Source organism: Streptomyces davaonensis JCM 4913, assembly GCF_000349325.1.
Classification (GTDB): domain Bacteria; phylum Actinomycetota; class Actinomycetes; order Streptomycetales; family Streptomycetaceae; genus Streptomyces; species Streptomyces davaonensis.
Window position 1 is genome coordinate 3,944,828 of sequence record NC_020504.1, and the last position, 20,277, is coordinate 3,965,104.

Consider the following 20,277-nt stretch of genomic DNA (forward strand, 5'->3'; position numbering starts at 1 on the left):
GGAAGCGCGGCTCTCTGCCGTGGCCGTCCGCGTCAGCCGCCGAGCAGGCCCGTCGCCTGGCCCAGTACCGGGATGCTGCCGATCGACTGGGCCTGCGCCACCGGCGCCGTGAGCATCTGCGAGGTCAGGGGCTGGAAGTCGGCGAGCTGGGTGCCCACGCCGTTGTCCAGGGGGTCGACGCCGGTTCCGGCGAGCGGGTTGGGCTTCAGACCGGCGACCGGTCCGGTGACGTAGCCGACCGTGCTGGTGACCGCCTTCAGGCCCGACTGAGGGTCGATCTTGCCCAGTGAGGTGGGGCGGGTGCGCACCACGTTGTCGAGGACCGGCTCGGCATCCGCGGCGGCCGTCGACGCGGCGGCGCCCAGGGCGGCACCGGCGGTCGCGAGGACGGCCAGGGCACGCCGGGCGGCGGTCGGATTCGGGGAGGACGCTGATCTGGCCATCTGCCACCTTCTTACACAAAGCAATGGGATGGACACGAAGCGTAGTTCAAGCGGCGCGCGCGTTCCAAAGGAGACCCACAGACGCGACAGGCGCCGCACCCTCCGAATTCATGACCTACGGAAATTGAACTATTGCGCCCGCGCGCTGTGCCGGCGGTCGGCCGCGGCGCGGCGGCCCGTCACTCCGCGGCGGCGGACGCGGACTGCGGCTGTGCGGCGGGCCCGGGCTCCGAGGTGGCCGTGAAGGCGCGCATGCGCAGGCCGAGACAGCAGGAGCTGCCCACGATCAGGACGACCATGACGCCGAGCAGCACCCGGTAGTCGACGATGGCCACCAGCACCTGAGGTGCGGTGGCGAGCATGGATGCGGCCGACGCGACGCGGCCCTGGAGGGCGTCGGGGGAGTTGCGCTGCACGGAGGTGTACAGGCCGACGACCGCGCCGGGGATGCCCAGGCCGATCACGAACACGCCCGCCGGCGCCACCGCGACACCGGGCAGGACGAGCAGCGCGCAGCCGAGGCCCATCGTGCCGAGCCCGAGCACGGTCAGCACCGCTTCCCGGCCCGGACCCACCCGCTTGAGCACCCGCTCACCGGCCAGGCCGCCCAGCACCGAGCCGACGCCCTTGGCGACGGTGAGCACACCGACGAACGCGGCGCTGCGGTCAAGACCCTCGTCGGCGACCGCGTGGATCAGGGTCTCGATGAAGCCGAAACCCAGCAGACCGAACCCCATCGCCAAGGACACCGCCCGCAGCCGGGGCGTGCGGGCCAAGTGCCGTACGCCCGCCAGGAGTTCCTGGGCCAGCCGCCCGTCCGGCCTCTGCGGCTCGGGCTCGGCCACCCGCACAGCGAGCACGCACTGGCCGCACAGCGGGAAGGTGACCACCTCGAGGGCGGCCACGGCACGCGGGCCGACCATGGTGTACAGCAGGGTGTCGACGGCGGGCGCGACGAGCATGCCGCCCTCCCGGAGCGTCCGCATCAGCGCATTGGTGGTGCCCAGGTCGTCGCTCGGCACCAGCCGGGTCAGCAGCGCGCTGCCCGCCGCGTTGTGCATACCGACGCCGAGACCGATGCCGAACAGCACCAGGTACAGCAGCCACGCCTGGTCCTTGTCCTGGACGAGGACGTGGCGGCCGGCGTCCTCATCGCGATCGGGGTGGCGCTGACCGGTGTCGCCGACACTGCCTGGGCCTACGCCGCAACGGTCGTGCTGTGGTCGCTCGGCGAAGCCTCGATCGGCGGGATCCACTCCTCGATCATCCAGAGCATCGCCCCCGAGCACGCCCGCGGCCGCTACCAGGGAGCCTTCCAGTGGTCGTGGGGTGTCGCCCGGTTCTCCGCACTGACCGTCGGCACCGCCGTCTACGCCCATGCCGGGCCCGCCGTCCTGTGGTGGTTCAGCGCGGTGGCGGGCGTGATCGCCGCCCTCGGCGTGGGCGCCCTGGCCCCCACGATCGCCCGGCGCGCGGCCGCTCAGGAACCGGAGGCCGAGCCGGAGAAGGAGACCGTCGCGGGCTGACGGGCTCTTCCTGGGCCGGCGGCGGCAGGGATAATGGCTCGGGAGGTTCCCGACGGAACCCCCGAGCCCTCCCATGAAACCGCAGGCGAGAAGGACAAACAGTGGGTTCCCACCCTCCGATACCGACCCGGGTCGTGCTGCTCTGCGGCCCCTCCGGCTCCGGCAAGTCCCTTCTCGCGGCCCGTTCCGGGCTGCCGGTGCTGCGCCTCGACGACTTCTACAAGGAGGGCGACGACCCGACGCTGCCGCTGGTCCTCGGGAGCTCCGACATCGACTGGGACCACCCCGAGTCCTGGGACGCCGACAAGGCGGTGGCCGCCATCGAGGCACTGTGCCGCACGGGCCGTACGACCGTCCCGGTCTACGACCTCTCGCTCAGCGCCCGCACCGGCGAGGAGCCCGTGGAGATCGGCCGCACCCCGCTCTTCATCGCCGAGGGCATCTTCGCCGCGGAGATCGTCATCCGCTGCCGGGAACTGGGCCTCCTCGCCGACGCCCTGTGCCTGAGCCGCGGCCCCGTGAAGACGTTCCGCCGCCGCTTCCTCCGGGATCTGAAGGAGGGCCGTAAGTCCGTGCCCTTCCTGCTGCGCCGCGGCTGGCGGCTGATGCGGGCGGAGCGGTCGATCGTGGCCCGGCAGACCGCGCTGGGCGCCTACGCCTGCGACCGCGACGAGGCGATGGGCCGCCTGGCCGACGCCGCCGCGGGCCGCCACGTACAGGCGAGGACGCCCGCGTAAGCAGCAAAAAAGAGAAGCGGGACTGGACGGACCCCCCGGCCCTCCAGTCCCGCTTCCTTTTGTGCTCCCCCGTGGTGCTCTCCCCCGTTGGTCCCCCGTGACCCCCGTGAGCCCCCTCGGTTACCGCTCCCCCGTTACTTGGTGCTTCCCCCGGAACCTTCAGGCCACCAGCTCGCCGAAGGCGTCCTCCTCGTCACGGCCGAAGCTGAGGACCTCGTCCTCGCGCAGCCGGCGGAGCGACCGCCAGATGCTGGACTTCACCGTGCCGACACTGATGTCGAGGATGTCCGCGATCTCCGGGTCGGTACGGCCCTCGTAGTAGCGAAGGACCAGCATCGTCCGCTGGAGTTCGGGCAGCCGGGCCAGCGCCTGCCACAGGACCGCGCGCAGCTCGGTGCCGCGCATCGCGTCCGTGTCGCCGGCCGTCTCCGGCAGCTCCTCGGTCGGGTACTCGTTCAGCTTGCGGCGGCGCCACGCGCTGATGTGCAGATTGGTCATCGTCCGCCGCAGGTATCCCCCGACGGCGGCCTTGTCACTGATCCGGTCCCAGGCCCGGTACGTCGAGAACAGCGCGCTCTGGAGCAGGTCCTCGGCCTCGAACCGGTCACCGGTGAGGTGGTAGGCGGTGGCGTACAGGGAGGCGCGGCGTTCCTGGACGTAGGCGGTGAACTCCGCCTCCGACAGCGAACGACGCTCCCCCGTGTCCTCCCTGTACGCGCTTCCCCCGTGTGCTTCCCCCGTGAAACCGTCAACCACCGTCATGTACGCGGTGTGCTGACGCCCGGCGCCGCGAGCGCACCCCCGCCCGCTCACGGCACCGGACTTCTCCGGACCCCGGCCCCCGTTCACGTCGTGCAGACGCGTGACAACTGCGCTGGTGCTCATGCTGTGCAGCGTGTTCATCTCGCGCCCCCCGTCGTGGACTTCCGGTGTTCGGCTTGCTTCCTTGCCTGTGCCGAAAAGCTTGCCCTCGCACCTTCATGGCCGTGTCCGCCGACTGTCACAGACCTGTCACAGGGGTCCGCCGTACGCGACGCACAACGTGGTCACAGAGCGCAGCGCTACTGCCACGTACCTGTACAGGTGTCGAATCCCGCTGCGCCATGGGCCAGAATGACCCCCGTGCCTTCCCTGTTGCTGATCGAGGACGACGACGCCATCCGCACGGCCCTGGAGCTCTCACTGACGCGCCAGGGACACCGGGTGGCCACTGCTGCCACCGGTGAGGACGGCCTGAAGTTGCTGCGTGAGCAGCGGCCGGACCTGATCGTGCTGGATGTGATGCTGCCCGGCATCGACGGCTTCGAGGTGTGCCGTCGTATCCGGCGCACCGACCAGTTGCCGATCATTCTGCTCACCGCGCGCAGCGACGACATCGACGTGGTGGTCGGGCTCGAGTCCGGCGCCGACGACTACGTCGTCAAACCGGTGCAGGGCCGGGTGCTCGACGCCCGTATCCGTGCCGTGCTGCGGCGCGGGGAGCGGGAGTCCAACGATGCGGCGGCCTTCGGCAGCCTGGTCATCGACCGGGCCGCGATGACGGTCACGAAGAACGGCGAGGACCTCCAGCTCACCCCGACCGAGCTGCGGCTGCTGCTGGAGCTGAGCCGGCGGCCCGGACAGGCGCTGTCCCGGCAGCAGTTGCTGCGGCTGGTGTGGGAGCACGACTACCTCGGTGACTCCCGGCTGGTGGACGCCTGTGTGCAGCGGCTGCGCGCCAAGGTCGAGGACGTGCCCTCGTCCCCGACGCTGATCCGTACGGTCCGTGGTGTCGGCTACCGCCTGGACGCGCCTCAGTGACATCGGCGCAAGGGGGATTCCGCGGCTGGTTCGCGGAGCGCAAGGGAGTCTGGTCACGGCTGCGTTTCACCAGCCTGCGGCTGCGTCTTGTGGTCGTCTTCGGTCTGGTGGCGCTGACCGCCGCCGTGTCCGCGTCCGGGATCGCGTACTGGCTCAACCGTGAGGCGGTGCTCACCCGTGCCCAGGACGCCGTGCTGCGGGACTTCCAGCAGGAGATGCAGAACCGGGCCGGGGTACTGCCCGAGCGGCCGACCCAGTTCGAACTCCAGCGCACCGCCGATCAGATGGCCAACGGCAGCCAGCGCTTCAGCGTGCTGCTGATCGCCGAGAACCCCGACGGCCGTACCGTCTCCGGCAGTTCGGGCGGCCTGAGCGGCTTCACGCTCAAGGACGTGCCCGAGTCGCTGCGCGAGGCGGTGAACGAGGAGCAGGAGGTCAGCTCCACCAACAAGTACGCGTACCACCTGTACTGGCAGCGCGTGGTGGAGGACGACACCCCGTATCTGGTCGCCGGGACCAAGGTGATCGGCGGCGGGCCGACCGGTTACATGCTGAAGTCCCTGGAGCCGGAGGCCAAGGACCTCAACTCGCTCGCCTGGTCGCTCGGCATCGCCACCGGCCTCGCGCTGATCGGCTCCGCGCTGCTCGCGCAGGCCGCCGCCACGACCGTACTGAAGCCCGTGCACCGGCTGGGCGTTGCCGCCCGGCGGCTCGGCGAGGGCAAGCTGGACACCCGGCTGCGGGTGTCCGGGACCGATGAACTGGCCGATCTGTCACGGACGTTCAACAACGCCGCCGAGGCGCTGGAGAAACGGGTCGCGGACATGGCCGCGCGGGACGACTCCTCACGGCGGTTCGTCGCCGACATGAGCCATGAGCTGCGCACTCCGCTGACCGCCATCACCGCGGTCACGGAGGTGCTGGAGGAGGAGCTGGAGGCGGAGACCGGGTCCATGGACCCGATGATCGAGCCCGCGGTCCGGCTGGTGGTGAGCGAGACCCGGCGCCTCAACGACCTCGTCGAGAACCTGATGGAGGTCACCCGCTTCGACGCGGGCACCGCCCGGCTGGTGCTGGACGACGTCGACGTCGCCGACCAGATCACCGCCTGCATCGACGCCCGCGCCTGGCTGGACGCGGTCGACCTGGACGCCGAGCGCGGCATCCACGCCCGGCTCGACCCGCGCCGCCTGGACGTCATCCTGGCCAACCTCATCGGCAACGCGCTCAAGCACGGCGGATCGCCGGTGCGGGTGTCGGTGCGGGACGCCGACGACGAAGTGGTCATCGCGGTACGGGACCACGGCCCGGGCATCCCCGAGGACGTCCTGCCGCACGTCTTCGATCGCTTCTACAAGGCGAGCGCCTCCCGCCCCCGCTCCGAGGGCAGCGGTCTGGGCCTCTCCATCGCCCTGGAGAACGCCCACATCCACGGCGGCGAGATCACCGCCGCCAACTCCCCCGAGGGCGGTGCGGTGTTCACGCTCCGGCTGCCCCAGGACGCCTCCTCGCTGACGCGGGAGGACGAGGAGACCAAGGGCTCGGACGAGAAGGGCGAGGCGTGATGACCGTACGCCGTCTGCTGGCGCTCCCCCTGTTCGCCGGGCTGCTCGCCGGCTGCGGGATCCGGGCCACCGAGGTGCCGACCGACTTCGGCCCCGCGCCTTCCCGGGTCCACTGCTCCCTGGTCGAACCGGACATCTCCACCCAGGCCTCCCGGGGCCTGCCCGCCCAGGTGTTCCTGCTGTGCCGCTCGTCCCTGGTGGCCGTGGACCGCACGGTACGGGTCCCGGAGGGCGCGCCCGACTCCCAGCGGCGCGTCCTGGTCGCCCAGAGCCTCCTGGACGAGCTCAAGGCGAACCCGACGGGCCCGGAGCAGGAGGCGGGCTACACGAGCGAGGTCCGCGGCAACCTCTCGGTCACCGGCCCCCGCTCCGACGACCCGGACGACACCCTCCGCCTGAGCACCCCACCCGAGTCCCTCCCCCCGGTGACCCTGGCCCAGATCGTCTGCACCTTCTCCGACTCGGAGGCAGCGGAGGGCGACGGCTCGGTGATCCTGGGCGGCCCGGACGAGGACGACCTGCGGCGGTACGAGTGCACGGAGGACGTGAGGGCGAGACCGACAACGGAAGAGCCGCCTTCGGCGCCCCTCTAGAGACGCGGTAGGCCAGCGCCGAGATGTTTTGGGGGCGCGGGGCTGTGTCGATTTGCGGCTCCGCCGCGTGGGCGCGACAAGCCCCCACCGCCCCGCACCCGCAACACGAACCCTCCACATCCCCGGAACCAACCGCCCCGAACCCCGCGTCTAGCCCAGCGTGCAGCGTCAAGGCTCCAACAGCGGCGGCAACTCGATCCGCATCCGAGTAATGGCCGGCGGCCTCCTGGTCGCCCACCTCGTATTGGTCGCCTGGCTCACACTGCGCCCCCTGGACGTCCCCTGGGTGATGCCCCCCAACCTGCGCCCGCTCGCCGGCATCGAGGCCGACTTCGCGCTGGGCTGGCAGGTAGGGGTACGGCGCCTCGCCGAGGGCCTGGCCCTGCTCGCCCCGCTGGGCGTACTGCTCCCGGCCGTGCACGGCAGGCTCAACGTCTCCCCCCTCGCGTCACTGGTCCGTACGGTCGCCGCGGGCGCCCTGATCTCGCTCGGCATCGAACTCCTCCAGACCGGCGTGCCGGGACAGGTCGTGGACGTCGACTCGCTGCTGCTGAACCCGGTCGGCGTGGCCCTCGCCCACGCGGCCGTCGTACCCGCGGCACGCCACTGGCTCCGCCGCAGGACCGAGCGCGACCACCCCGTGTCCGCCCTGAAGGAGGAGGCTCCTCAGGGTAGGACCCCGACGATTCCCAGGGTCGGGATCGCACCGTAGAGCGACGCTTTGCCCCCTTCGTCTCCGTAGCGTTGAAGGCAGATGAGGCAGCCAGGGAAGGCCGCCTCCGACCGACGCTCATGAAGGAGCCGAAGATGTCCCGTCTCGCCCGACCCACCCAAGGCCGCATGATCGGCGGAGTGTGCGCCGCGCTGGCGCGACGCTTCGGTACCTCCGCGACCACGATGCGTGTGCTGTTCCTGCTGTCCTGTCTGCTGCCGGGCCCGCAGTTCCTGATCTACATAGCGCTGTGGATCTTCCTGCCCTCCGAGGACAAGGCGCGCACCGCCTGGTAACGGCCCAGGCCCTACGCCGATGGGGCGCACCCCCGTGTCCAAGGGGTGCGCCCCATCGGCGCGTTCGGGGACGGCTCAGCCCAGCGGCAGACCGTTCACACCGGTGCCGGCGCCGCCACCGGGCAGGACCTTGCCGACCGGCAGGCCGCCGAGGAGCCCCGCGACCGGTGCGGTCGGACCTTCGGCGAGCACCTTCTGGGCGATCGGCTGCGCGGCGGCCACGCTCGCACCGACCGCGCTCTGCCCCTGGGCCAGCGCCTGACCGGCACCCGGCAGCGCCTGGGAGACGTTCTCCGCGGGCAGCGTCCGGGTCACCGTGTCCAGGGCGGAACCGGCGTCCGGCACGGCCGGGGCGGCGTTCGCGGCGCCCGCACCGGCGGCGGCGAAGGCGGCACCGAGGGCGGCGACACCGAGGGTCTTGGCAGCAGACTGCTTCATTGAATGCGTCCTCGAAATGGGATGGCGGGGATGTGAGCGGTCCACGACCGTAAACATGCCGAGGCACCCGCCGCAAACATCGAAATGCGGACGGATTGTGAACGCCCGCCCGCATTCCGCGTTCCCCAATATCCCCCGATCAGCCCTCTTCGGCCGCAGAACCGCTGGTGGAGGCCGTTTGCTGGAACAGCCACTCGGATTTCAGCTCCGCGTAACCGGGCTTGACGACGTCATTGATCATCGCGAGTCGTTCATCGAAAGGAATGAACGCTGATTTCATCGCATTGACGGAGAACCACTGCATGTCGTCGAGCGTGTAACCGAATGCGTCGACAAGGTGCTCGAATTCCCGGCTCATGCTGGTGTGGGACATCAGCCGGTTGTCGGTGTTCACCGTCGCCCGGAAGTGCAGCCGCCGCAGCAGCCCGATCGGGTGCTCGGCGTACGAGGTGGCGGCGCCGGTCTGGAGGTTGGAGCTGGGGCACATCTCCAGCGGGATGCGCTTGTCGCGGACATAGGAGGCGAGCCGGCCGAGATGGACGGTGCCGTCGTCCTTGACCTCGATGTCGTCGATGATGCGCACCCCGTGCCCGAGCCGGTCGGCGCCGCACCACTGGAGGGCCTGCCAGATGGACGGCAGCCCGAACGCCTCACCGGCGTGGATGGTGAAGTGGTTGTTCTCGCGCTTGAGGTACTCGAAGGCGTCGAGGTGCCGGGTGGGCGGGTAACCGGCCTCGGCCCCGGCGATGTCGAAGCCCACCACGCCGAGGTCGCGGTAGCGGTTGGCGAGCTCGGCGATCTCCAGGGCGCGGGCGGCGTGCCGCATGGCGGTCAGCAGGGCGCCGACGCGGATGCGCCGACCGCCCTCCCGGGCGAGCCGCTCGCCTTCCCGGAAGCCTTCGTTGACGGCCTCGACGACCTCTTCGAGGCTGAGCCCGCCTTCGAGGTGCTGCTCGGGTGCGTACCGCACCTCGGCGTAGACGACGCCGTCCTCGGCGAGGTCCTCGGCGCACTCGCGGGCGACGCGGACGAGGGCGTCGCGGGTCTGCATGACGCCGACGGTGTGCGAGAAGGTCTCCAGATACCGTTCCAGCGAGCCGGAGTCGGCGGCCTCGCGGAACCAGATGCCGAGCTTGTCGGGGTCGGTCTCGGGGAGCTGGGAGTAACCGCCCTCACGGGCGAGTTCGACGATGGTCCCGGGGCGGAGGCCGCCGTCGAGGTGGTCGTGCAGCAGAACCTTGGGCGCCCGGCGGATCTGGTCCGGCGTCGGGGTGTTCGCGATGGTCTGGCTCGTCATTTCCGCACTCTAACGCCTACGCGCGTAGATCACCTGTTGGACGTTTCCGTCGATACGTAACGGTGACCCCACGGACGGGTGGCGTACACCCGTGCTTCTGACACTGTTCTGTCATGGCGCAACAAGCGACGCCGGTTCGCACGGCCCGGCTGGGGAGACCGCTCGGCACGGAACCGGCGGCGGTCAGCGGAGTGGTACTGCTGCTCCCCGGAGGTGACGAGACGTCACATCGCCGTCCCTCCACGATGTTGGCGGCGGCCTCGGTCCGCGCCCTCGGGCGCCGGCTGTCCCGCGCGGCACGGGAGGAGGGTCTTGCCGCACATGTCGTCCATTACCGCTGGCGGGGCTGGAACGGCAGTGAGGCGAACCTGGCGCGGGACGCGAACTGGGCGGTGGAGGAGGCCGTACGGCGCTACGGCGATGTGCCCGTGTGTCTCGCCGGGTTCGACATGGGCGGGCGTGCCGCGTTGCGTTCCGGCGGGCACGAGGCCGTCAACTCCGTGCTGGCGATAGCGCCTTGGCTGCCCGAGGAGGATGTCGCGGCGCCGCCCGAACCGGTGAAGCAGCTCGCGGGGCGGCAGGTGCTGATCGTGCACGGCACGAATGACCAGCGGACGGATCCGGAGCTGTCGTTCCGGCTCGCCGCTCGCGCGAAGAAGGCGAACCGGGATGTGTGCCGGTTCGAAGTGCACTCCGATGGACACGGGTTGCATCAGCACCGGGACGAAGTGCTGGCGCTGGCCGAGGACTTCGTGATGGGAGCCCTGTTCGGGCGGGCGTTCGCCCGGCCGGTGGAGGACGCGTTCGCGGCTCCGCCTCCTTTGGGGTTGCGGATGCCGCTCGCCTCGGGCTTTGGGCGTCATCGGTAGCGCCTTCAGGTGGGGAGCAGGTTGCCCCTCTTCGACAACAGGAACTTCTTGAAGGCCGCCACCGGCGGAGTGTCCGGGTGGCCGTCCAGCCAGGCCACGCCGATCTCCCGTACCGCCCTCGGGGCCGTCACCGTCAGTTCGACCACCCCCGGGCGGGGTACGGCGGGCGGTGGAAGGAGCGCGACCCCCAGACCGGCCGCGACCAAACCCCTCAGGGTCTCCGCCTCCTCCCCCTCGAACGCGACCCTCGGCTTGAAGCCCGCTTCCCTGCACAGGTCGTCGGTGATGCGGCGCAGACCGTAGCCGGGTTCGAGGGTGACGAACGTTTCGTCGGCCGCTTCGGCGAGGCGGATTCGTCTGCGGGAGGACAGGCGGTGGTCGGCGGGGACCACCAAGCGCAGCTTCTGCTCGTCCAGGCGGCGGCCGACGAGGTCCGGGGCGTCCGGGACGGGGGAGGTGAGGCAGAGATCCAGTTCGCCCGCGCGCAGGCCCTCGAGCATCGCCTCGCCGTAGTTCTGGACGAGGCTGAAGCGGACCCGGGGGTGGTCCGCGCGGAAGGCGCTGATGAGGCCGGGGACCGTCTCCCAGCCCATGGTGTGCAGGAAGCCGAAGGCGACCTTGCCGGTGGCGAGGTCGGCGTCCGCGCGGACCTCGTCGGCGGCACGCTCCACCTCGGCGAGGGCGCGTTCGACCGAGGTGAGGAAGGTTCGGCCGGCGGGGGTCAGGGAGACCGTACGGCCGCGGCGGGCGAACAGCTCGACGCCCAGGTCCTGTTCGAGGCGGACCATGGCGCGCGAGAGGGTCGACTGGGGAACCTGCATCTCCTGCGCGGCCCGGGTGACGTGCTCGGTGCGGGCGACTCCGGCGAAGTAGGCGAGCCGCGGTGCCAGCAACATCGCCATGTCTTCTGTGTCACTGGATGGTGACAGTCGCGCCTGTGACCTCTGCTGATGCTCCATGGGAACGATTATGGCGATTCCATGCATTGGACGGATCAGCGGGAGCGTCCGTACTTTCGAAGCATGTCTCCCGCCAGTACCGGGGCGCCCACCGTCGTGGGCGCCGTCGCATCCGTCCCTGCCTCCGACTCCCGTATGACCCCGGGCGGCCCCGGCTACCGCCGGATGAGCCTCGCCCTCTTCCTGGCCGGAGTGGCGACCTTCGCACTGCTGTACTCCACCCAGGCCCTGCTGCCGCTGATCTCCGGTGACTTCGGGGTGACGGCGAGCGAGGCGAGCTGGACGGTGGCGGCGGCGACCGGTGGTCTGGCGCTGTTCGTCCTTCCCATGAGCGCGCTGTCGGAGCGCTTCGGCCGCCGTACGGTCATGACGGCGTCGCTGGCGGTCGCGGTGACCCTCGGTCTGCTGGTCCCCTTCGCGCCGAACCTGACCGCGCTGGTCGTACTGCGGGCCGTGCAGGGCGCGGCGCTGGCGGGTCTGCCGGCGTCGGCGACGGCGTATCTGGCCGAGGAGGTCCGCCCGAAGGCGCTGATCACGGCGATCGGTCTGTTCGTCGCGGGCAACAGCGTGGGCGGGATGAGCGGCCGGGTGATCACGGGCTGGGTCGCCCAGGAGTGGGGCTGGCGGGTGGCCGTCGGTGTGATCGGCGCGCTGGCGGTGGCGTGCGCGGTGGCGTTCCGGCTGCTGCTGCCGGCGCCGAAGCACTTCGTGGCGGGCTCGCTGAAGCCGCGGGTCCTGACCCGGACGGTCCGCGACCACCTCGCCGACCCGCTGCTGCGGCGCCTGTACGCGATCGGCGCGCTGTTCATGACGGTCTTCGGCGGTGTGTACACGGTGATCGGCTACCGCCTGACGGAGGCGCCGTTCGGGCTGCCGCAGGGCGTCGTGGGCTCGATCTTCCTGGTGTACCTGGTGGGCACGGTCTCCGCGTCGACGGCGGGTCGTCTGGTGGGCCGGTTGGGCCGCCGGGGCGCGCTGTACGCGGCGGGCGGTACGACGGCGGCGGGCCTGCTGCTGTCCCTGGCCGGCTCCCTCCCGCTGGTCCTGCTGGGCCTGGTGCTGATCACCGCCGGCTTCTTCGCGGGCCACGCGGTGGCGTCCTCGGCGGTCAGCAAGACGGCGACCCGGGGGCGGGCGCAGGCGGCGGCGCTGTACCAGTCCGCGTACTACGTCGGCTCCAGTGCGGGCAGCACGGTGGGCGCGCTGGCGTTCCACGCGAGCGGCTGGTCCGGCACGGTGGGCGTGGGCCTGCTGGCGGTGCTGGGCGTCGTGACGATCACGGTGCTGGGCACGCGGGCGGCCCGCCTGGAGCGCCGCGCCCTGGCGACGGCGGCCTGACGCCGTCCGCGGAGCCCCGGGACGGGACGGGTAGGGGCGGCGGGGGCGAGAACTGCTTTCACCTGCGCGTTCGTCGACTCGGCACGCCATTGTCAGTGGGCTGCGGTAGCTTCCGAAGTGCTGGACGCAATGAGGCGTACGACACAGGAACGGCCACAGGGGTGGGTGGACGATGAGCAACACGGCGACCACGACGGAACTCGACGCCACGCTGGAGCGGCACCGGGTCGAACTGACCGGGTACTGCTACCGCATGCTCGGCTCCTCCTTCGAGGCCGAGGACGCGGTCCAGGACACCCTGGTCCGCGCCTGGCGCAGCTACGACAAGTTCGAGGGCCGCTCCAGCGTCCGCTCCTGGCTGTACCGGATCGCGACGAACGTATGCCTGGACATGCTGAGCGCGGGCAACAAGCGCGCCCGCCCGATGGACCTCACCGAGTCCACCCCGCTCGCCCAGGCCGCCCTGTCCCCCCGCCCCGACCACACCTGGCTGGAACCCATGCCTGACGCCCGTGTGCTGCCCACGGTCGAGGACCCGGCGGAGGCAGCCGTCGCCAAGGAATCCGTCCGGCTGGCCTTCATGGCCGCGCTCCAGCAACTGCCGCCCAAGCAGCGCGCGGTGCTGATCCTGCGCGAGGTGCTGGCCTGGAAGGCGAGCGAGGTCGCCGAACTGCTCGGCACCACGGTCGCGTCGGTGAACAGCGCCCTCCAGCGCGCCCGCGCCACCCTCGCCGAGCGGGAGCAGCAGGGCGCTGAGGCCTCGGTGTCCGACCCGCTGGACGAGGAGCAGCAAAAGCTCCTGGAGCGCTATGTCGCCGCCTTCGAGGGCTACGACATGACCGCGCTGACGGCGCTGCTGCACGAGGACGCCATCATGACGATGCCGCCGTTCGACCTGTGGCTGACCGGCCCGGCGGACATCACCGGCTTCATGACCACGCTCGGCGCCTCCTGCGCGGAGTCCCGGCTGGTCCCCGTCCAGGCGAACGGCCTGCCCGGCTTCGCCCACTACAAGCCGGACGAGGAGACCGGCGGCTACACCGCATGGGCGGTGCAGGTGCTGGAGATCTCAGACGGCCGGATCACCGGGTTCCACTGCTTCCTCGACACCAAGCGCTGGTTCCCGCTGTTCGACCTGCCCCTCAACCTCGAACCGGAGACCGACCAGGTCCAGAAGGGCGTGTAGGCCGGGGTCGGGGTCGCGCAGGCGTATCCGGCCGCCGGAGCGCCGCGCGGCCAGCTGGAGCCGCGCCAGCAGGTCGACGGCGCCGAGCCCCGGTGGCCCGAGCCCTCCGACATCGCACACCACGACCCCGGCACCGGACCCTTCCAGCAGCGCGCGCACGTCGTCGCACAGCCCTGTCACCTCGTCCTTGGTGACGGGTCCGGCCAGCACGAGTACAGCGGGTGTCATGGCGTCCACGTCCGGTAGACCGCGCGGACCCGCGGAACTCATCGCAGGATCGTGATCGGGGCTACGCCATCGGCCGCCGCGGCACGACTTTGATGGTCAGTCGGATTCGATCACGTCCATAGGGCCGGCCAACACGCCGAACGGGACCGGTGCAGGTCCACCGATCCCGTTCACCCGAAGGGGAAACCGCCTGGTCAGGCGATACGTTCCAGCACCACCGGGGACGCCGTGAAGTCCGTTCCGGCGGCCGCGATGTCGTATGAACCCTCCAGCGCCTGGAGCGCGTACTCGAAGCGCTCCGGGGTGTCCGTGTGGAGGGTCAGCAGGGGCTGGCCCTCCTTGACCGTGTCGCCGGGCTTGGCGTGGAGTTCGATGCCCGCGCCCGCCTGGACCGGGTCCTCCTTGCGGGCGCGTCCGGCGCCGAGGCGCCAGGCGCCGACGCCGATGTCGTAGGCGTCGAGGCGGGTCAGGACGCCGGAGGACGGCGCCTTCACCACGTGCTGCTCACGGGCCACGGGCAGTTCCGCGTCCGGGTCGCCGCCCTGGGCCGCGATCATCCGGCGCCAGACGTCCATCGCCGAGCCGTCGGCCAGCGCCTTCGCCGGGTCGGCGTCGTGGATGCCGGCCGCGTCCAGCATTTCGCGGGCCAGCGCGATGGTCAGCTCGACGACGTCCGAGGGGCCGCCGCCCGCCAGGACCTCCACCGACTCGCGGACCTCCAGGGCGTTGCCCGCGGTGAGGCCGAGCGGGGTGGACATGTCGGTCAGCAGGGCCACCGTCTTCACGCCGTGGTCCGTGCCGAGGCCCACCATCGTCGACGCCAGCTCGCGGGCGTCCTCGATGGTCTTCATGAAGGCGCCGCTGCCCACCTTCACGTCCAGGACCAGCGAGCCCGTTCCCTCCGCGATCTTCTTCGACATGATCGAGGAGGCGATCAGCGGGATCGCCTCGACCGTGCCGGTGACATCGCGGAGCGCGTACAGCTTCTTGTCCGCGGGGGCCAGGCCGTCGCCCGCCGCGCAGATCACCGCGCCGGTGGTGTCGAGGACGTTCAGCATCTCCTCGTTCGACAGCAGCGCGCGCCAGCCCGGGATCGACTCCAGCTTGTCCAGCGTGCCGCCGGTGTGGCCGAGGCCGCGGCCCGAGAGCTGCGGGACGGCCGCGCCGCACGCCGCCACCAGGGGCGCCAGCGGGAGGGTGATCTTGTCGCCGACGCCGCCCGTGGAGTGCTTGTCCGCCGTCGGACGGGAGAGCGAGGAGAAGTCCATGCGCTCGCCGGAGGCGATCATCGCGGCCGTCCAGCGGGCGATCTCGGCGCGGTTCATGCCGTTGAGCAGGATCGCCATGTTGAGGGCGGCCATCTGGTAGTCGGCCACCTCCCCGCGGGTGTACGCGTCGATCACCCAGTCGATCTGCTCATCGCTGAGCACACCGCGGTCCCGCTTGGTGCGGATGACGGAGATGGCATCCATGGCCATGACTTTCCTTCCGACGTTCTCAAGAAAGTGCACGGCCCCTCTGAAGCGGTGCAGAGCCTGTGTCCCATCCCCGGCCGGGCGCCCGCCGCCTGGCACGCACGCTCGCCGCGTTGCCGAACCGCCCACGTGGCTCCGCCACGCGGACGCTCCGGCGCCTTGCGATCGCACGCACCAGAAGACGTGCGCTGATCCGACCGGGGATGGGACACAGGCTCTCCGAGGGGCCGCACGGGAGTTACTTGGCGAGATGGTCCGGGCCGAAGGCCTGGGGCAGCATCTCCGAGAGGGGGAGGATCCCCGCCGGGGTCTCCAGCAGGAGTTCCGGGCCGCCGAACTCGTACAGCAGCTGTCGGCAGCGGCCGCACGGGACGAGGATCTCGCCCCTGCCGTCCACGCAGGTGAAGTGCGTCAGGCGGCCGCCCCCGGTGCGCTGGAGCTCCGAGACCAGACCGCACTCGGCGCACAGGCCGAGGCCGTAGGAGGCGTTCTCCACATTGCAGCCGGAGACCGTGCGGCCGTCGTCGACGAGGGCCGCGACGCCGACCGGGAAGCCCGAGTAGGGGGCGTAGGCGTGGCTCATCGCCTCCCGCGCCACCTCCCGCAGGGCGTCCCAGTCGACCGCGGGCGTCACTTGCCCTGACCCTTGCGATAGGGCAGACCGTCCGCCTTCGGCATCCGCAGGCGCTGGGCCGACAGGGCGAGGACGATCAGGGTGATGACGTACGGCGTGGCCGAGACGACCTGGTTCGGGACCTCGTTGGTGGTGGCGTACCAGGCGAACACCAGGGCACCGATGACCGCGGTGATCATGGAAGAGGGGTACTTCTTCCGGATCACCAGCCAGATCGCGCCGATGATCAGCAGCAGCGCGCCGAGCAGCAGCAGGGCGTGGACGTTCTCCGAGCCGCCGCGCAGGTTGAGGCTGTCGGTGTAGCCGAACAGACCGGCGCCGAGGGCGAGGCCGCCCGGCATCCAGTTACCGAAGATCATCGCCGCGAGGCCGATGTAACCGCGGCCGCTGACCTGGCCCTCCAGATAGAAGGGGTTGGCCACGATGGAGAGGAAGACACCACCGAGACCGGCCAGGCCACCGGAGATGATGACCGCCAGGTACTTGTACTTGTAGACGTTCACACCGAGGGACTCGGCCGCGACCGGGTTCTCACCGCAGGAGCGCAGCCGCAGACCGAAGGCGGTACGCCACAGGATCCACCAGGTGGCGGGGATCAGCGCGATCGCGATCAGGGTCAGCCAGGACACGTTGGTGACCAGACCGCCGAGCAGACCGGCGATGTCCGAGATGAAGAACCAGCCCTCGTTGTTGAGGTCCCGCAGCCAGCCGGAGAGCCCCGGCACGGTGAAGTGGCCGAGCGAGTCGACCGCCGGGGACTGCTTCGCGGAGCCGCCCGGCTCGCCCTCGAAGGCGAGCGGCGCGAGGTAGCGGGTGATGCCCAGGGCGAGGATGTTGATCGCCACACCGGAGACGATGTGGTTGACGTTGAAGGTGACGGTCGCGATCGCGTGCAGGATGCCGCCGACGCAGCCGCCGATGATGCCGATCACGACACCGGTCCACGGGCCCCACTGGAAACCGGCCCAGGCACCGAACCAGGTGCCGAGGATCATCATGCCTTCGAGGCCGATGTTGACGACGCCCGCCCGCTCGGCCCACAGACCGCCCAGACCGGCGAGGCCGATCGGCACGGCGAGCTGGAGCGCGGTGGACATCTGGCTGACGTTGGTGATGCCGTCTGCGCCGGTGATGATGCGGACGATGGACGTCAGCGCCAGGGCGCCGGCGATGATCAGCAGCAGGACGGGCCACGACAGGCGGCGGCCGGTCGGCGCCGTGGGCTGGAGCGTCGGCTGGTTGACGTCGACCGCTGAGGTCTGAGGGGTGGTCATCGGCCCGCCACCTCCTTCGAAGTGTTGTTGTCGGCGCCGAGCACATGACCGGCGGCGAGTTCCGCGCCGACCCGGCGCTGCTGACGGCGCAGGCCCCACTCACGGACGGCCTCGTAGGAGACGACGACGGAGAGCACGATCAGGCCCTGCATGATGACCGCGATCTCCTTGTCGTAGTCGTGGAAGTCCAGCTCGGGCGAGGCCTTGTCGAGCCAGGCCCACAGCAGGGCGGCGAAGGCGATGCCGACGGGGCTGTTGCGGCCGAGCAGGGCGATGCCGATGCCGAGGAAGCCGATGCCGGTGGGGAAGTTCAGGCTGTAGGTGTGGGTGTCGCCGAGCAGGATCGGCAGACCGGCGAGGCCCGCGATCGCGCCGGAGATCAGCATGGCGGTGAGGACCATGCGCTTGGGGTCGACACCGCTGGCCGCCGCGGCCGACTCGGAGGCGCCGGAGGCGCGCAGGTCGAAGCCGAACCGGGTGCGGTTGAGGACGATCCAGTAGCCGATTCCGAGCAGCGCGGCGAGCAGGACCAGGCCGTAGATCTCGCCGGCGTCGCCCATGTCGAAGCCGGGGATCCAGCCGGACTCGTGCATCTCGCCGGTGGTGTTGTTGTTGCCGACCTTCACACCGAAGACGTCGGGCAGCCACAGATAGGCGATGACGGAGGTCGCGATCGCGTTGAGCATGATCGTCGCGACGACCTCGCTGACGCCCCGGGTGACCTTCAGGACACCGGCGATACCGGACCAGAAGGCGCCGGTGCACAGGGCCGTCAGGAGCAGCAGCGGGACCTGGAGCACGGCCGGGAGGTTCGCGTGCGCGCCGACGATCGCGGCCATCATGGCGGCGAGCTGGTACTGGCCGTCGACGCCGATGTTGAACAGGTTCATCCGGAAGCCGATGGCCACCGCCAGGGCCGCGATGTAGTACATCGAGGCCTGGTTGATGATCAGCACCTGGATGTCGGAGTACGTGGCCTGCTCGAACATCAGGGTGTACGGCTCGACCGGGTTCTTGCCCGAGGCGATGAGCACGATCGAGCTCAGCGCGAAGGCCACGGCGAGCGCGATGACCGGTCCGGCCACCGCGAGGAGCACGCGCTCCTTGTCGAACTTCTTCATCAGCGGGCCTCGTCTTCGCCGGGCTCGGAAGACTCAGGGGCGTCTTCGGTGGTTTCGTCCTGCTCCAGGTGGCCGGTGGCGGCACCGGTCATCGCCGAGCCGAGCTGCTCGGGGGTGATGCTGGCCGGGTCGGCGTCCGCGACCAGCTTGCCGTTGTAGATCACCCGGAGCGTGTCGGACAGGCCGATGAGCTCGTCGAGGTCGGCGGAGATCAGCAGCACGGCCAGGCCCTCGCGGCGGGCCTCGCGGATGTGGTCCCAGATCGCGGCCTGCGCGCCGACGTCCACACCCCGGGTGGGGTGGGCGGCGATCAGGAAGCGCGGCTTGTGGCTCATCTCGCGGCCGACGATCAGCTTCTGCTGGTTGCCGCCGGACAGGGAGGAGGCGGTGACGTCGATGCCGGGGGTGCGGACGTCGTACTCCGTCACGATCCGCCGGGTGTCCTCCTGGGCCGCCTTCGGGTCCAGCCAGACGCCCTTGGCGAGGGGCTTCTCGGTGACATGACCGAGGATGCGGTTCTCCCAGAGGGGGGCGTCCAGCAGCAGGCCGTGGCGGTGGCGGTCCTCGGGGATGTACCCGATGCCCTGCTCGCGGCGCTTGCGGGTGGTCCAGGAGGTGATCTCCTCCTCGGCCAGCGCGATGGTGCCGGAGTCGGCGCCCTTCAGGCCGATGAGGGCGTCGACCAGCTCGGTCTGGCCGTTGCCCTCGACGCCGGCGATGCCCAGGACCTCGCCCGCGTGGATGGTGAAGCTGATGTCGTCCAGCAGGGCCTTGCCGCCCGGGGCTTCGAGGCGCAGCTTGTCGACGGTGATGACCGGGCGGTCGGTGACCGTGGACTCGGCGGTCTCCGGGGTGGGCAGCTCGCTGCCGACCATCATCTCGGCGAGCTGACGCGGGGTCGTCTCGGCGGGGACGGCCGTGCCGACCGTCGTGCCGCGGCGGATGACGGTGATCTCGTCGGCGACGGAGAGCACCTCTCCCAGCTTGTGGGAGATGAAGATGACCGACAGGCCCTCGGCCTTCAGTTCGCGCAGGTTGTCGAAGAGCGCGTCGACCTCCTGCGGGACGAGGACGGCGGTGGGCTCGTCGAGGATCAGCGTGGTGGCGCCGCGGTAAAGGACTTTGAGGATCTCCACGCGCTGGCGGGCGGCGACACCGAGCTCCTCGACCAGGACGTCGGGGCGCACCCCGAGGCCGTAGCGGTCGGAGAGCTCCTTGATCTTGCGGCGGGCCCTGCCGCCGATGCCGTAGAGCTTCTCGCTGCCGAGGACCACGTTCTCCAGGACCGTGAGGTTGTCGGCGAGCATGAAGTGCTGGTGGACCATGCCGATGCCGCGGGCGATGGCGTCGGCCGGGGACGAGAAGGTGACCTGCTCGCCGTCGACCGCGATGGTGCCCTCGTCCGGCTTCTGCATGCCGTAGAGGATCTTCATCAGGGTCGACTTGCCGGCGCCGTTCTCGCCGACGAGGGCGTGGACGGTGCCCTTGCGGACGATGAGGTGGATGTCGTGGTTGGCCACGACGCCCGGGAATCGCTTCGTGATCCCGGCGAGCTCGACGGCGGTCACCTGACCGTTGACCGCCGCGCCGGCCGGAGGGCTGCTGGACGCTTTGATGGCGCACTCTCCTGGGGACGGGGGTCGTCTACGCGCGTAGCGCCCCTACGGCATACAAAGGGGTGACGGATCGCTGACAACGGGGTACGAGGGAATCTCCTCTACAGGAGGCCCCGTACCCCGTCGAGCGACCGCGACGACCCCGCGGTTACACGCTGCTCAGGGTGTTG

At 70.6% G+C, this 20,277-nt stretch carries 22 protein-coding genes; 10 read left to right on the forward strand and 12 right to left on the reverse strand.

From position 1 onward, the window contains the following. Positions 1–32 precede the first annotated feature (32 nt). Together BN159_RS17055 and BN159_RS17060 are read right to left on the reverse strand one after the other, a co-directional pair. Entirely contained in the window at positions 33–443 is a 411-nt protein-coding gene (locus BN159_RS17055; protein WP_015658244.1) for a hypothetical protein, read from the reverse strand. A 179-nt stretch (positions 444–622) separates the two neighbouring features. Further along, positions 623–1,534, reverse strand: a complete 912-nt coding sequence (locus BN159_RS17060) for an MFS transporter (RefSeq protein WP_015658245.1) — start codon at positions 1,532–1,534, stop codon at positions 623–625. Between BN159_RS17060 and BN159_RS17065 the strand changes: the two genes are divergently transcribed. Further along, a complete protein-coding gene (locus tag BN159_RS17065) occupies positions 1,499–1,969 on the forward strand; it encodes an MFS transporter (protein ID WP_063608092.1) in 471 nt (156 codons plus the stop codon). The two genes, BN159_RS17060 and BN159_RS17065, sit on opposite strands and share 36 nt — an antisense overlap. A 101-nt stretch (positions 1,970–2,070) precedes the next feature. Next, positions 2,071–2,706, forward strand: coding sequence for a uridine kinase family protein (locus BN159_RS17070; protein WP_015658247.1), 636 nt, complete (start codon positions 2,071–2,073; stop codon positions 2,704–2,706). 159 nt (positions 2,707–2,865) lie between these two features. Here the strand turns inward: BN159_RS17070 and BN159_RS17075 are convergent, their stop codons facing one another. Then, on the reverse strand, positions 2,866–3,609 hold the full coding sequence (locus BN159_RS17075; protein WP_015658248.1) for a SigE family RNA polymerase sigma factor: 744 nt from the start codon (positions 3,607–3,609) through the stop codon (positions 2,866–2,868). Between the two features lie 219 nt (positions 3,610–3,828). Between BN159_RS17075 and afsQ1 the strand changes: the two genes are divergently transcribed. From afsQ1 to BN159_RS17100, 5 genes are all read left to right on the forward strand, one after another. After that, positions 3,829–4,506, forward strand: a complete 678-nt coding sequence (afsQ1, locus tag BN159_RS17080) for a two-component system response regulator AfsQ1 (protein WP_041819431.1) — start codon at positions 3,829–3,831, stop codon at positions 4,504–4,506. Beyond that, on the forward strand, positions 4,503–6,071 hold the full coding sequence (locus BN159_RS17085; protein ID WP_015658250.1) for a sensor histidine kinase: 1,569 nt from the start codon (positions 4,503–4,505) through the stop codon (positions 6,069–6,071). Before afsQ1 ends, BN159_RS17085 begins: the two co-directional genes overlap by 4 nt. Next, entirely contained in the window at positions 6,071–6,664 is a 594-nt protein-coding gene (locus tag BN159_RS17090; protein WP_015658251.1) for a hypothetical protein, read from the forward strand. The genes BN159_RS17085 and BN159_RS17090 overlap by 1 nt, the downstream gene beginning before the upstream one ends. Before the next feature lie 160 nt (positions 6,665–6,824). After that, positions 6,825–7,376, forward strand: coding sequence for a VanZ family protein (locus BN159_RS17095; protein WP_041819433.1), 552 nt, complete (start codon positions 6,825–6,827; stop codon positions 7,374–7,376). Positions 7,377–7,471: 95 nt separating this feature from the next. After that, positions 7,472–7,672, forward strand: coding sequence for a PspC domain-containing protein (locus tag BN159_RS17100; RefSeq protein WP_015658253.1), 201 nt, complete (start codon positions 7,472–7,474; stop codon positions 7,670–7,672). A 75-nt stretch (positions 7,673–7,747) separates the two neighbouring features. On the opposite strand, the gene BN159_RS17105 is transcribed toward BN159_RS17100, so the two are convergent. Both BN159_RS17105 and BN159_RS17110 read right to left on the reverse strand, forming a co-directional pair. Then, positions 7,748–8,110 (reverse strand): hypothetical protein, encoded by a 363-nt coding sequence (locus BN159_RS17105; protein WP_015658254.1) that lies wholly within the window; start codon positions 8,108–8,110, stop codon positions 7,748–7,750. 139 nt (positions 8,111–8,249) lie between these two features. After that, a complete protein-coding gene (locus BN159_RS17110; protein WP_015658255.1) occupies positions 8,250–9,407 on the reverse strand; it encodes an adenosine deaminase in 1,158 nt (385 codons plus the stop codon). Positions 9,408–9,520: 113 nt separating this feature from the next. Here BN159_RS17110 and BN159_RS17115 point away from each other — a divergent pair, with 113 nt between their 5' ends. Continuing rightward, complete coding sequence (locus BN159_RS17115; RefSeq protein ID WP_041819435.1) at positions 9,521–10,276, forward strand: prolyl oligopeptidase family serine peptidase; 756 nt, start codon at positions 9,521–9,523, stop codon at positions 10,274–10,276. 5 nt (positions 10,277–10,281) lie between these two features. Here the strand turns inward: BN159_RS17115 and BN159_RS17120 are convergent, their stop codons facing one another. Then, entirely contained in the window at positions 10,282–11,235 is a 954-nt protein-coding gene (locus tag BN159_RS17120; protein WP_041819438.1) for a LysR family transcriptional regulator, read from the reverse strand. Between the two features lie 63 nt (positions 11,236–11,298). On the opposite strand from BN159_RS17120, the gene BN159_RS17125 reads away from it, so the two are divergent. Beyond that, positions 11,299–12,573: an MFS transporter gene (locus tag BN159_RS17125; RefSeq protein ID WP_015658258.1), complete on the forward strand. Its 1,275-nt coding sequence runs from the start codon at positions 11,299–11,301 to the stop codon at positions 12,571–12,573. 172 nt (positions 12,574–12,745) lie between these two features. Next, positions 12,746–13,759, forward strand: coding sequence for a sigma-70 family RNA polymerase sigma factor (locus BN159_RS17130; protein WP_015658259.1), 1,014 nt, complete (start codon positions 12,746–12,748; stop codon positions 13,757–13,759). On the opposite strand, the gene BN159_RS43990 is transcribed toward BN159_RS17130, so the two are convergent. The 6 genes from BN159_RS43990 to BN159_RS17155 all read right to left on the reverse strand — a co-directional run bounded on the left by BN159_RS43990 (position 13,643) and on the right by BN159_RS17155 (position 20,059). Continuing rightward, positions 13,643–14,029, reverse strand: a complete 387-nt coding sequence (locus BN159_RS43990) for an STAS domain-containing protein (RefSeq protein ID WP_157901101.1) — start codon at positions 14,027–14,029, stop codon at positions 13,643–13,645. The genes BN159_RS17130 and BN159_RS43990 overlap by 117 nt on opposite strands. Before the next feature lie 152 nt (positions 14,030–14,181). After that, entirely contained in the window at positions 14,182–15,459 is a 1,278-nt protein-coding gene (locus BN159_RS17135; protein ID WP_193384283.1) for a thymidine phosphorylase, read from the reverse strand. 241 nt (positions 15,460–15,700) lie between these two features. Then, the gene (locus tag BN159_RS17140) at positions 15,701–16,096 is read right to left on the reverse strand and encodes a cytidine deaminase (protein WP_015658262.1); all 396 of its coding nucleotides are present in this window, start codon (positions 16,094–16,096) and stop codon (positions 15,701–15,703) included. After that, positions 16,093–17,370, reverse strand: a complete 1,278-nt coding sequence (locus tag BN159_RS17145) for an ABC transporter permease (RefSeq protein WP_015658263.1) — start codon at positions 17,368–17,370, stop codon at positions 16,093–16,095. Before BN159_RS17145 ends, BN159_RS17140 begins: the two co-directional genes overlap by 4 nt. Further along, a complete protein-coding gene (locus BN159_RS17150; protein ID WP_015658264.1) occupies positions 17,367–18,491 on the reverse strand; it encodes an ABC transporter permease in 1,125 nt (374 codons plus the stop codon). The genes BN159_RS17145 and BN159_RS17150 overlap by 4 nt, the downstream gene beginning before the upstream one ends. Further along, positions 18,491–20,059: an ABC transporter ATP-binding protein gene (locus BN159_RS17155; RefSeq protein ID WP_015658265.1), complete on the reverse strand. Its 1,569-nt coding sequence runs from the start codon at positions 20,057–20,059 to the stop codon at positions 18,491–18,493. The genes BN159_RS17150 and BN159_RS17155 overlap by 1 nt, the downstream gene beginning before the upstream one ends. Between the last annotated feature and the right edge of the window lie 218 nt (positions 20,060–20,277).